Annotated in this window: 13 protein-coding genes; 8 read left to right on the top strand and 5 right to left on the bottom strand. The window is 70.4% G+C overall.

Features of this window, described 5'->3' with window-relative positions:
- Positions 1 to 235: 235 nt before the first annotated feature.
- From cglC to ybaK, 5 genes are all read left to right on the top strand, one after another.
- Entirely contained in the window at positions 236 to 769 is a 534-nt protein-coding gene (cglC, locus tag FL311_RS35585; RefSeq protein WP_141332137.1) for an adventurous gliding motility lipoprotein CglC, read from the top strand.
- Between the two features lie 86 nt (positions 770 to 855).
- Complete coding sequence (locus tag FL311_RS35580) at positions 856 to 2,271, top strand: VWA domain-containing protein (protein ID WP_141332136.1); 1,416 nt, start codon at positions 856 to 858, stop codon at positions 2,269 to 2,271.
- 130 nt (positions 2,272 to 2,401) lie between these two features.
- Positions 2,402 to 2,899, top strand: coding sequence for a 5-(carboxyamino)imidazole ribonucleotide mutase (gene purE, locus FL311_RS35575; RefSeq protein ID WP_046712787.1), 498 nt, complete (start codon positions 2,402 to 2,404; stop codon positions 2,897 to 2,899).
- Positions 2,896 to 4,038, top strand: coding sequence for a 5-(carboxyamino)imidazole ribonucleotide synthase (gene purK / locus FL311_RS35570; RefSeq protein ID WP_141332135.1), 1,143 nt, complete (start codon positions 2,896 to 2,898; stop codon positions 4,036 to 4,038). The genes purE and purK overlap by 4 nt, the downstream gene beginning before the upstream one ends.
- 4 nt (positions 4,039 to 4,042) lie before the next feature.
- Positions 4,043 to 4,519, top strand: coding sequence for a Cys-tRNA(Pro) deacylase (gene ybaK / locus FL311_RS35565; RefSeq protein WP_141332134.1), 477 nt, complete (start codon positions 4,043 to 4,045; stop codon positions 4,517 to 4,519).
- A 13-nt stretch (positions 4,520 to 4,532) separates the two neighbouring features.
- Here the strand turns inward: ybaK and FL311_RS35560 are convergent, their stop codons facing one another.
- Positions 4,533 to 5,561, bottom strand: coding sequence for a zinc-binding dehydrogenase (locus tag FL311_RS35560; RefSeq protein ID WP_194869497.1), 1,029 nt, complete (start codon positions 5,559 to 5,561; stop codon positions 4,533 to 4,535).
- A gap of 73 nt (positions 5,562 to 5,634) precedes the next feature.
- Here FL311_RS35560 and FL311_RS35555 point away from each other — a divergent pair, with 73 nt between their 5' ends.
- Both FL311_RS35555 and FL311_RS35550 read left to right on the top strand, forming a co-directional pair.
- The gene (locus tag FL311_RS35555; protein WP_141332133.1) at positions 5,635 to 6,840 is read left to right on the top strand and encodes a hypothetical protein; all 1,206 of its coding nucleotides are present in this window, start codon (positions 5,635 to 5,637) and stop codon (positions 6,838 to 6,840) included.
- Between the two features lie 135 nt (positions 6,841 to 6,975).
- Positions 6,976 to 8,178 carry an EAL domain-containing protein gene (locus FL311_RS35550; RefSeq protein WP_141332132.1) on the top strand — a complete coding sequence of 401 codons (1,203 nt, stop codon included), beginning with the start codon at positions 6,976 to 6,978 and terminating at the stop codon, positions 8,176 to 8,178.
- A gap of 82 nt (positions 8,179 to 8,260) precedes the next feature.
- Here FL311_RS35550 and FL311_RS35545 read toward each other — a convergent pair whose 3' ends face one another.
- The 4 genes from FL311_RS35545 to plpQ form a co-directional block, all read right to left on the bottom strand.
- Positions 8,261 to 9,493 (bottom strand): hypothetical protein, encoded by a 1,233-nt coding sequence (locus tag FL311_RS35545; RefSeq protein ID WP_194869496.1) that lies wholly within the window; start codon positions 9,491 to 9,493, stop codon positions 8,261 to 8,263.
- A complete protein-coding gene (locus FL311_RS35540) occupies positions 9,474 to 9,638 on the bottom strand; it encodes a hypothetical protein (protein WP_194869495.1) in 165 nt (54 codons plus the stop codon). Before FL311_RS35540 ends, FL311_RS35545 begins: the two co-directional genes overlap by 20 nt.
- A 626-nt stretch (positions 9,639 to 10,264) precedes the next feature.
- Positions 10,265 to 10,819, bottom strand: coding sequence for a DUF192 domain-containing protein (locus FL311_RS35535; RefSeq protein ID WP_141332131.1), 555 nt, complete (start codon positions 10,817 to 10,819; stop codon positions 10,265 to 10,267).
- On the bottom strand, positions 10,816 to 11,217 hold the full coding sequence (gene plpQ, locus FL311_RS35530; protein ID WP_046712779.1) for a motility regulator PlpA: 402 nt from the start codon (positions 11,215 to 11,217) through the stop codon (positions 10,816 to 10,818). Before plpQ ends, FL311_RS35535 begins: the two co-directional genes overlap by 4 nt.
- Before the next feature lie 25 nt (positions 11,218 to 11,242).
- On the opposite strand from plpQ, the gene FL311_RS35525 reads away from it, so the two are divergent.
- The coding region (locus FL311_RS35525) for a hypothetical protein (RefSeq protein ID WP_228557302.1) at positions 11,243 to 11,474 on the top strand (232 nt) is incomplete at its 3' end.

Raw genomic sequence — 11,474 nt, 5'->3', positions numbered from 1 at the left:
GACTCCACCGGGGGGTTCAGCGCGACTCTTTCTGCTTCGCCATCCTATCGGTCGTATTCCCGAGCGGCAACCGCCCTTGTGATGCCTGTCTGCCCTGTATCTCTCCGGTATTCCTGCACAATTCCAGGGCGGACAGTGCGACTCGAGGGTCGTTGGCACGGGGAGGTGCTGTGCTACCCTGGGGAGCGTTGAGCGTGGCCCCTCCACGCCCCTCCCCCCCTTTTGAAGAGGTCTCATGAAGATGTCCGTCCGAGCCGCGTTCCTCGCGACCACCGTGTTCGTGCTGGCGGGATGCAAGGTCAGCAGCGAAATCGGCAAGCCCTGCACCCTGGTGCGCAAGGCGGCCACGCCGCAGGAGGAGGCCGAGTATCCGACGGGTGCGGTGCCGGTGCTGGAGAGCGAGGTGGCGGATCGCCAGGACTTCATCTCCTTCGGCTCCGTGGAGTGCGAGGACCTCATCTGCGTGCGGGATCAGGAGTACCCGCGAGCCCGCACCGAGGAAGGTGAAGTGAACCTGACGGCGCCGGCACGCGGCTACTGCAGCAAGCCCTGCATCGACGGGGCGAGCGCCAGCGCGTGTGAGGTGAAGGACACCACGGACGTGGAGCCCAACCTCCCCAAGCGCATGACGTGCCGCTCGCTGCTGCTCGACCAGGAGACGCTGGAGGCGCTGCGCTCCGCGGACGAGGACTTCTATCGGAACACCTTCGGTGAGAACAACTCGCCCTTCTTCTGCGCCGGGCGCCTGGGCACCTCGCAGGGTGGGTGACACTTTCCGGCGCGGGGGATAGACCTTTTCCCCGCGCTGGTTCGTAAAGGCAGGGCCCGCGTCCTCACGCCCAGGAGCCCTGCCCCATGAATCGAACGGTCCTCTTCCTCTCCCTGGCCGGAGTCCTGGCCCTCACCGCGCTGGTGTTGGGCCTGCCCCAGGTGGGCGCTCCGAAGACGCAGCCCGTGGTGGTGGTGGAGCCGCCGCCCAGGCCCCCTCCCCTGACGGGCGCGCCCGGCTCGCTGACGATGACCAGCCGCCTGTCGCACCCGTACGTCCCCGCGGGCAGCTCGGAGCTGTTCGCCACGGTGGACCTGATGGGCGCGGAGGTGCCGGGGGCGAAGCGCAGCCCGGTGAACCTGGCGCTGGTCATCGACCGGTCGGGCTCCATGAGCGGCTACAAGCTGGCGCAGGCGAAGCAGGCCGCGCGACACCTCATCGGGCTGATGCGGGACGAGGACCGGCTGGCCATCGTCCACTACGGCTCGGACGTGAAGAGCCTGCCGGCGGCGCTCGCCACGCCCGCGCAGCGCGAGCGGATGCTCCAGTACGTGGACGGCATCTGGGATGACGGCGGCACCAACATCGCCGCGGGCCTGTCCGCGGGCCGCTTCCAGCTGTCCACCGCGCAGTCCTCGTTCCGCGTCAACCGCCTCATCCTGATGAGCGACGGGCAGCCCACCGAGGGAATCACCGACGACGAGGGCCTCGAGCGCCAGGTGCAGGAGCTGCGCGCGTCCGGAATCACGGTGAGCGCCATCGGCGTGGGCACCGACTTCAACGAGGACCTGATGCAGGCCTTCGCCGAGTACGGCGCGGGCGCGTACGGCTTCCTCGAGGACGCAAGCCAGCTGGCCGCCCTCTTCCAGAAGGACCTGCAGCAGGCCTCCACGACGGTGGCGCGCGGCGTGACGCTCACCTTCACGCTGCCGTCCGGCACGTCGCTGGGCGAGGTGATGGGCTACAACGCGCGGCAGTCCGGCAACCAGGTGACGGTGTCGCTGCCGGACTTCTCCGCCGGCCAGTTGGAGCGCGTCGTCGTCAGGCTGGTGACGACGGGCCAGGCGGTGGGCAGCACCGTGCGCGTGACGGACGTGTCCCTGAGCTACTCGGACCTCATCCGCCAGGCCCCGGTGGAGGACAACGCCGCGCTGTCCGCCGTGGTGACGGACCGGCGGGAGGAGGTCCTCGCGCGCCAGGACAAGGACGCCACGGTGTACGCGGTGCGGGCGCGCAGCGCGGCGAACCTCCAGAAGGCCGCCGAGGCCCTGCGTGACGGCCGCCGCGAGGAGGCCAAGGGCTACATCCAGCAGAACCAGGTGATGCTCCAGGAGGCCGGCGCCGTGGCCAGCCCCGCCGCGGTGGCCGCGGACCTGGCCGAGCAGCAGGCCACGCTGGACGAGTACAGCAGCGCCGGCAGCGATGAGGAGCTGCGCTCGGCGGTGAAGAAGTCCAAGGTGAAGGCCCTGAAGGGCTTCGGCAAGGTGGGCTCCACGTACTGAAGGGCGCGGCTGTGCGCTCTCCCACTCCCCGGGCGTGGGGACGTCTTTCCAGGTTGACCGTCCCCCGCCCCCCGCCTATCTCCGCCCTCCTCCAGCCTTCGGCCGGAGAGCGCATGGAGGCGTGGACCGAATGGCGAGCGGCAACACCCCCTGGGTCGGGGTCATCATGGGCGGCAAGAGCGACCTGGAGTACCTGCAGCCGGGCATCGACGTGTTGAAGGAGCTGGGCATCCCCCACGAGGTGCGCGTGGTCTCCGCGCACCGCACGCCGGACTGGATGATGGAGTACGCGTCCACGGCCGAGTCGCGCGGGCTGTCGCTCATCATCGCCGCCGCGGGGGGCGCGGCGCACCTGCCGGGCATGGTGTCCGCGAAGACGCTCCTGCCGGTCATCGGCGTGCCCATGCCCACCACGCTGCTCAACGGCATCGACGCGCTGCTCTCCATCGTGCAGATGCCCAAGGGCGTGCCGGTGGGGACGCAGGCCATCGGCAAGCCGGGCGCCGCCAACGCCGCGCTGCACGCCGCGTCCATCCTGGCGCTGAAGTATCCGGAGCTGCGCGAGCGGCTGGCCGCGTGGCGCAAGGCGCGCACCGACGAGGTGCTCGCGCACCGGGAGCTGTCATGAGCCCGCGCGTGGTGCTCCCCGGGGGGACGATTGGCATCCTCGGCGGAGGGCAGCTGGGGCGGATGATGGCGCTGGCCGCGCGCACGCTCGGCTTCCAGGTGCAGGCGTTGGACCCGGACCCGACGTGCCCGTCGCGCTCCGTGGTGGACCGCTGCCTCACCGCGTCCTTCGGGGACATCGCCGCCGCGGAGGAGCTGGCGAAGGGCTGCGACACGGTGACGCTCGAAATCGAGAAGGTGCCGCTCGCGACGCTGGAGGCGGTGGCGCGCCATGCGCCCATGCGGCCGGGCGCGTCCGTGCTGAACATCATCCAGCACCGGGGCCGACAGAAGGGCTGGCTCGCCAGGGGCGGCTTCCCCGTGGGGCCGTGGCGCGAGGCGCACTCCGCCGACGAGCTGGCGCAGGCCATCCAGGCGCTGGGCGGGCGGTGCTTCGTGAAGTCCAGCGAGGGCGGCTACGACGGGCGCGGGCAGGTGGAGGTGAAGTCCGCGGGTGAGGCCGCCTCCGCGTGGCGTGAGCTGGGTGAGCGCTCCGTCGTGGTCGAGGCCGCGCTGGATCTGGAGTCGGAGCTGTCCGTGCTGGTGGCGCGCAGCCCCAAGGGCGAGCTCGCGGTGTATCCGCCGGCCTTCAACCACCACGAGGAGCGCATCCTCGCATGGTCGCTGCTGCCGGGTCCCCTGCCGGAGAAGGTGTCCGCGAAGGCCACGGAGCTGGCGCGCGCCATCACCGACGCGCTGCGGGTGGAGGGCCTGTTGGTGCTGGAGCTGTTCCTGCTGCGCGACGGCACGGTGCTCGTCAACGAGCTGGCGCCGCGGCCGCACAACAGCTTCCACTCCACGGAGGTCGCCTGCCTCACCTCGCAGTTCGAGCAGGCGGTGCGCGCGGCGTGCAACCTGCCGCTGGGCTCGGTGGAGGTGGTGCGCCCGGCGGCCATCGTCAACCTGCTGGGCGACCTGTGGCTGCGCGAGGGCGGGCCGCGCTTCGAGGACGCGCTGGCGCTGCCCGGGGTGCGGCTGCACCTGTATGGCAAGCGCGAGGCGCGCAAGGGACGCAAGATGGGGCACCTGTCCGCAGTGGGCACCACGCCCGAGGATGCCCTCGCGCGGGTGAAGGCCGCGGCCGCCGTTCTCGGGGTGTGACGCGATGAAGACGAACGCCGCCCGGCTGCTCGACTCGCTGGGCGTGAAGTACTCGCTGCGCGACTACGAGGTCGACCCGGAGGACCTCTCCGCGGAGTCGGTGGCCGCCAAGGTGGGCATGCCCGCAGAGCAGGTCTTCAAGACGCTCGTCGCCAGAGGAGACCGCACCGGCGTGTTGATGGCGGTGGTGCCCGGCAACGCGGAGCTGGACCTGAAGGCGCTGGCCCGGCTGAGCGGGGACCGCAAGGTGGACACGGTGCCGCTCAAGGAGCTGCAGCCGCTCACCGGCTACGTGCGCGGCGGCTGTACGGCCATCGGTGGCAAGAAGGACTACCCGGTCTTCGTCGACGAGACGCTGGAGCTGTTCGACGAGGTGGCCGTCTCCGCGGGCGTGCGAGGCACGCAGCTCGTGCTGGCCCCGGCCGACTACCTGCGCGTGACGAAGGGCAAGGTCGGCCCCATCTCGCGCGACAAGGCCTGAGCGCGAGCCCCCGTCAGGTCAGCGAGCCCTGCGCGGGCATGAAGAGCACCTTGCCGGACGTCATGTCCGCGGAGGCGATCTTCACCGCCTCGCCCGCGGACTCGAGCGGCAGCCGCGCGCGCACGGGCGTCTCCAGCTCGCGGCCCACCAGCGCCGGCACGCCCATCAGCGCCTTGAGCTGCTCGCGGCCGAAGCCCCGGCGCGCCCACTCCGACAGCGCGAAGCCGTCCAACGTCTTGCGCCCGAAGATGACGTCGCCCGGGTCGAACCGGCACTCCTGCTCCGACAGCGCGCCGTACACCGTGACGTGCCCGCCCTCGGGCAGCGCGCTCAACAGCTGCCCCGTCAGCCGCCCCGCCACCGCGTCGAAGGCGAGCGTCACCTTGAGCTCATGACACATGAGCCGCAGTCGCTCCTGGAACTCGGGCTCGTCGCTGCTCAGCACGTGCTCGACGCCCAGGCCGCGGAGCAGCTCCACCTGCTCCTTGCGCCGCACCACGTGCACCATGGCCACGTTCCGGCGACGGGCCAGCGAGCCCAGCATCCGCCCCACGCTGCTCGCCGCGCCCGTCTGCGCGAGCGCCACGTGGCCGCCCTCCTTCGCGCGCTCCATCAGCACCCACGCGGTGAAGGGATTGACGAAGAGGCTGGCGCCCTGCTCCACGGAGATGTGCGCGCGAAGCGGGATGCACTGCTGCAGCGGCACCACCGCGTACTCGGCCCAGAGGCCATCCCCGCCCACCGGGGCCACACACGCCACGCGGCGCCCCACCAGCAACTGTCCCGCGAGGCTCCCCGCGGACACCACGGTGCCGCTGCCCTCGAAGCCCGGCACCACGGGCAGCGCGTTGCGCACGCCGTACTGGCCCCGCACGAACTGGAGGTCCGCCGGGTTGATGGGCGAGGCGGCCATGCGCACCAGCACCTGTCCCGCGGTGGGACGCGGCACGGCGCGCGTCTGCACCTGGAGGGACTCGGGGCGCCCGTCATAGGCGTGGAGGACCAGCGCGCGCATCGCCACGGGGACCGGGGGAGTTCTCATTACGGCAGACCTTTTAATTCGGCCGTGCGTGAAAGGGGGAGCCCCTTGCCCTGCCCCCACGCTCGGAGTGTCGATGAACGCCACCATTTTGCAGTTGCACCACCGCGAAGCCTTCGAGCGGACCGTGACGAGGGCGCTGGCCGCGGGCGCGGGCGCGGGGCTGGTGCAGCTCGTCACGGCGAGGCTGGGGGTGCCGTTGCCGTTGGCGTGGCTGGTGCCGGCGGCGGTGGTGCTGGCGTGCGCGCAGGGCGACAAGTGGGACCGCGTGCTGTTGGGGGGACTGGGCGTGTTGCTGACGTCGGTGCCGTATGCGCTGGGGATGGCGCCCGCGTGGACGGTGGCCTGCAGCGCGGCGGCGGCGGGCTCGCTGCTGGTGCGTGCGCGGCTGAGCGAGAAGGGCGTGGAGGGACAGGTGGCGGAGGCGCGCCCCACCCTCGTGCACCTGGGCCTGGGGGCGCTGCTGGGCGCGGGGCTCACGCTCGCCGGGTCGGAGATTGCCCGGGTGTTCTCCGCGCGGCTGGCGGACCTGGCCACGCCCGCGCTGCTCGCGGCGGGAGCGACGGGCGCCATCCTGGGGCTCTTCGTGGGACTGAGCTCGGTGGCCGCGCACCTGGCGCTCACGGCGGACCCGGTGGAGGCGCGCGCGGAGGAGCTGATTCCTCGGCTCGCGGGCGACTTCCGGACGCAGTGCGAGCGGGCGCTCGCGCTGTATCGCCAGTGCGGGCAGTCGCTCGCGCTGTTGCCGCGAGAGCCCGCGCGCGAGGAGCTGGCCCGCACGCTGGCGCGCATCACCCGCGACGCGGTGGAGCTGGCCTCCGAGTGGGCGGGCGTGGAGTCCCAGCTCGAGGAGCGCGCGCAGGCGGAGCTGCGGGCCGAGCGTGAGGAGCTGGAGCGCGCCGCGCGAGCCACCACGGACGCGGTGGCCCGCAGGCAGCTGGAGGCGGCCGCCGCGTCGCTCGCGGAGGAGGTGGAGCGACTGGGAGAGCTGAAGGTGCGGCGTGAGCGAATCCTCGCGAGGCTGCGCTCCGAAGTGGCGCTGCTGGAGCGCGCGCGCGTGGCGCTGCTGTCGCTGCGCAGCGGCCAGGCGCAGCTCAAGGCCGCGGAGCTGTCATCCCTCGCGCGACGCTTCCGCGCGCTGTCTTCCGTGCAGTGGGAAGAGGGACAGGGACTGGACGCCGTGGCCTCACAGGCCACCCTCGCGCATGTCCCGGAGCCCGTCCAACCTGTCGGGGAGGAGGCTCCCTCGGAGGCCCAAACCGCCCGGATTCGTACGTCCTGAGCAGGGAATTCCCGGATATCGGACACGGGTAGAGGGGGGAACGGGCGCTGTCTCGCACACTGAGTGGTGGTTGTGGTGGTGGTTCGCGGGCATGAACTGTAGACGTGGGTAGCGTCAGGTAACATTTGCCCCGTCATGACCCACCCCCTCGTCCGACAGCCCGGTCTGATTCCCCTCTGGTTGTGGAACGGCACCGAGCCTGGGGTGACCTCCGCGTTCCAGCCCATCGTGGATCTGCGCACGGGAGAGGTCATCGGGTACGAGGTGCTGTCGCGCGGGCAGGGCTCGCTCGAGTCACCGCACGAGCTGTTCACGCACGCGCGGGTCTCCGGCTACACGTGGGAGCTGGAGCGCGCGTGCTGGACATCGGCGCTGCGCTGCATCTCGAAGCTGCCGGAGGACCAGCGTCGCGCGCCGTTCTTCTTCAACGTGAGCCCGGATGTGCTGAGTGATCCGCGCTTCGGGGATGGCTCGACGCTGGCGCTGTTGGAGCGGCATGGGCTGGGGCCTCGGCACCTGGTGCTGGAGATCACCGAGAAGGCGGTCATCGAGGATGGCGCGCTGTTGCAGCGGCTGACGCGGGAGTGCGCGGCGCAGGGCTTCGGGCTCGCGCTGGATGACTTCGGCGCGGGGCACTCGGGGCTGGTGACGTTGGTGCACTGCGTACCGCGCTTCATCAAGCTGGACCAGGCGCTGGTGCGGGACATCCATCTGCACGCGTACCGGCAGCACCTGGTGAAGTCGCTGGTGGACTTCTCGTCGAGCGTGGACGCCATCCTCATCGCCGAGGGCGTGGAGACGTGGGAGGAGATGACGGTGCTGCTGCGGCTGGGCATCCGTCACGCCCAGGGCTACCTGCTCGCGCGTCCGACGCCGAGCCCCATGCGTCCGGCGGAGGCGTTCGAGTCGCGGCGGCGCGAGGCGATGCGCGCCCTGCTCCTGCGTGAGCGCGCGGATGACACGACGGTCGGAGGACTGGTCATCCGCCGCGCGACGGTGGATGTGTCCGCGACGGTGGACACGGTGAACGACGTGTTCCGCGATGCGCCGCAGGCGGACCACGTGGTGGTGCTCGAGGGCTCACGGCCCCGCGCGCTGGTGACGCGGCGCAACCTCGCGTCGTGGGTTCCCGGCAGTGCGGCGCACGCGCCTTCGCTCGTCATCGAGGACCAGGTCGCGGTGACGGCGCTCGTGGGGCTCGCGATGGCGCGGCCTCCGGAGGCGGTCTACGAGCCGGTGGTCGTCACCGACGCGCAGGGACAGTTCCTGGGCACGGTGACGATGAAGCAGTTGCTGCTGCGCGCTACGGAGCTCGCCGAGCGCCCCGCCGCGAAGTAGCAGCGGGACTGCGCGGTTCTCCTGTTGCAGCCGTTCGCGGAGCGTTGACAGCCTTCGAGGATGACGCTCACGCGTGAGGCGACTACTCCCACGCGAGGTGCAGTCGACCGTCCTCGAAGATGAGGCCCGCGTCCTCGAGCCCCGTGGAGCCGTTCTCCACCGAGGGCAGCACGTTCGTCGGCGGCGCCAGCAGCGTGTCGCGCCCCTTCGTGAAGCCCTGCTCGCGGACCAGCGTCATGTACGCCCGCCCCAGCGCCAGCGCCCGCTCACGCGACGGCGTCAGCAGCCACGCCAGGTCCTTGTCCCCTCCCGCCGCGGCCCGACGCACGGACGCCTCATCCACCTTCCCGTCCGCGAAGAAGCGCGCGAGCAGCTCCTCGTTCGCGCGGAACTCGTCGCCGCCCTTCACCCGCTCGAAGTACGTGAGCACCTCCGGCTTCGCGTGCCCCGCCTGCGGCACGTCCGCGATGCCACGCAGGTCCTGGTGCCGCCACCCTTCCCTGCCCGGCACCTTGCGCGGGAAGCCGAAGGTCTGGTCCACCGTCACCCCCAGGTTCGTGTGACAGCCCATGCAGAACACGTGCTCCTCCATCGTCTGCACGCGCAGCCGGCCCTTCGCATCCTCGATGAAGCCCTGCAAGCGCCAGCCGAACTCGTTGATGAGCCCCAGCTCTGGCGTGCCCGGGAACGCGGGCAGCCGGTTGCGCATCTTCTTCTCCTGCTCCGCGCCGTAGAACGCCATCACCTGGTCCCCGGTGTACTCCTCGTCCTTGCGCGAGTAGCGGACCTCTTTCATACGCGCGGACAACAGCGCGGGTGCATCCGGGTCCACGTACCGCACGGTGTGCAGGAACTCGACGCCGCGCGGATAGAAGTCACGCCGCACCTTCACTTTCGCGGCGGCCCCCGCGTAGTGCGTCGGCAGTCCATGCACGACCTCGACGCCCCGGGCGAGCACTCCGTCTCCATCCAGGTCCACCCCACCCGAGCGCTCGTCCACCGGCTCCACCCGGCGTCGAGACTTCGCCGCATCCAACAGCGCCGGGTCCACCGTCATCGCCACTTCCAGGATGGCCAGGTTGAGCCAATACACCTCGCGCGACGGCTGTCCCCCCGCATCGCGACGGAACACGTCCGGGAGGAAGAAGCCGTGGCCATCCTTGTGGTGCGTGGAGCGCGTGTCCAAGCTGACCATGTCGCCGGGTGCGGGCGACGCAAAGTCGAGCGCACGCGGCGCATCGGCCTGCATTCCGGGCACGGTGGGGCCCCAGTCGTTCTTCGACGTCCACAAGCCCTCATGGGTCGCCGTAGACACCCCACACGTCCTTCTCGCTCGTGAAGATGGTGAGCCATGGCGTCTGTCCACCCGAGTCGTTGGAGTGCGTGCCCAACACCAAGCCCGCGGGCAGGGGCGCACCGAAGTCATCGGTGTCCACGCTGAACAGCCGCATGCCCACCATCTTGACTCCAGTGGGATGGAGCACTCACCATGTCGCCATGCGGTGGGTACTGGTTGGTCTGCCATCAATTGCGGCTGGCTTTGTCGCAGCGTATCGGGTGAGCGGTGACGGCCCATGGGGGCTCATCGAAGCCATCGCTTTCGGCGTTGTTGCTCTCACCGCTATCACCGGCATCTTGATCGCGTACGGTACCGGTCGGGTCGCATACGATTCTGCCCGTACATTTGTCAGCGCCTTTCGTATGGGATATCGAATGGGTGGGGCCGTCGACAACCGACCATCTCCGTCGCCCAGGCGAGAGTTGCCGACCCCGCTGTGGCACGGAGATCCGCTGCATCGGAATGCAATTTCGCCGAGCGACCATGCGAAGAGGTTGAAGAACATCGCCCGAAGTTGATGAATCTTCAGCCCATGAGTCCCATTGCCGGGGATCGCCAACAGCACCGCACCGGCCGCGAGCCGCAACAGACGAGAAGACATGAGCCACTTCCTCCAGGGGTTCGCGTCGCGCTCGCATGCGGGCGAACGGACGCGAGCGCATCCTGAGGAGGCTGTGTGGCGACGGCTTGTTCAGTGCGTCACTTCTTCATCACGTCACGGCCGCGCGACGTCACGCACGCGCAACGTCACGGGTCGATGCGGAGGTTCGACACGCCCTCGAACTCCACCGGCGAGCCCTTGCGCAAGCCCACCTTCTCCGCCCAGCCGCCCGGCACCTCCAGCACGTACTGGCTGGGCACGCCCACCGAGCGCGTCTCCATCGACCGGGGCACCGCGCGCGACACGATGCCCGCGATGCGCAGGTCCGCGGTGATGAAGATGATGTCCAGCGGGATGAGCGTGTTGCGCATCCAGAAGCCCTGCATCGACTCCTGGGGGAACAGGAACAGCATCCCCTTGCCCTCGGCGAACTCCGTGCGCCACATCATCCCGCGCTCTCGCGAGTCGCGCGTGGCGGCCACCTCCACCTCCACCCGGTGCACCCCACCGAAGGCGTCCTTGAGCCGCACGTGCGCGCGCGGCAGCGCGGGGCCCACGTAGTCCTTCGCGGTGACGTCGGTGACGGGAGGCTTCACGGGCGCGGGGGGCGTGGACGAGGGCTGCCGGCCCTGCGCCTCCTGCTGACAGGCGCAGAGCGCGAGCGACAGGAGGACCAGGCCGAGCCGACGCGGAATCTTCATGGGTGCTGGGGGTGCAGCGGCTTGTTGAGCAGCTTCTCGGTCAGCTCGGGTCCCAGGCTGTCGGACATGAGCCGCTCCACCACGGTCTCGAACTCCACCCGCTGCGTGTCGCTGCTGTAGATGAACCGGATGCCCATGCCCGGCTCGTCACCGTCCGCCTTGGACCAGACGACCTCGCCGAGCAGCTCGAACGGCGCCTCCCGGTGGGGCACCGTCAACTTGAAGAGGAAGCGCGTGCCGATGGGCAGCGGCTTCTTCGTCTTGATGAAGGTGCCGCCCTTGCTGATGTTCTTCGTGTAGTCCGCGAAGAACGAGTTGAGCTTCTTGTAGTCGACCTTCAGCTCGATGGGCGCGCGCCCGTGCTGGCGGTGCTCGGGACCTGTCTTCTGTTCGGACATGCGGCCCAGGAGTATAGGGGAGGCCATGGAGCAAGTCCTCACCCGCGCCCGCGCCTTGATGCGTCGCCCGGCCGTCCTGGCCCCCCTGCTCCTCCTGGCGGGCGGAGGCTCGGCGCTCGTCCTCCTCCCCCTCTTCGGCGTCCCGGGCTTCGAGCTGGGCCTGGCCCTGGCCATCGCCGTGGGGCTGCTCGGCGGGGGGACGGGCGTGGCCGCCGCCGCCCAGGAGCGTCGGATCCTCCTCGGCCAGGAGCCCCGCC

It is taken from the genome of Myxococcus sp. AB025B (genome assembly GCF_006518215.1).
Classification (GTDB): Bacteria; Myxococcota; Myxococcia; order Myxococcales; family Myxococcaceae; genus Myxococcus; species Myxococcus fulvus.
Note: the sequence above shows the minus strand (reverse complement) of the source record. Positions and strands in the feature narration are given on the sequence as shown.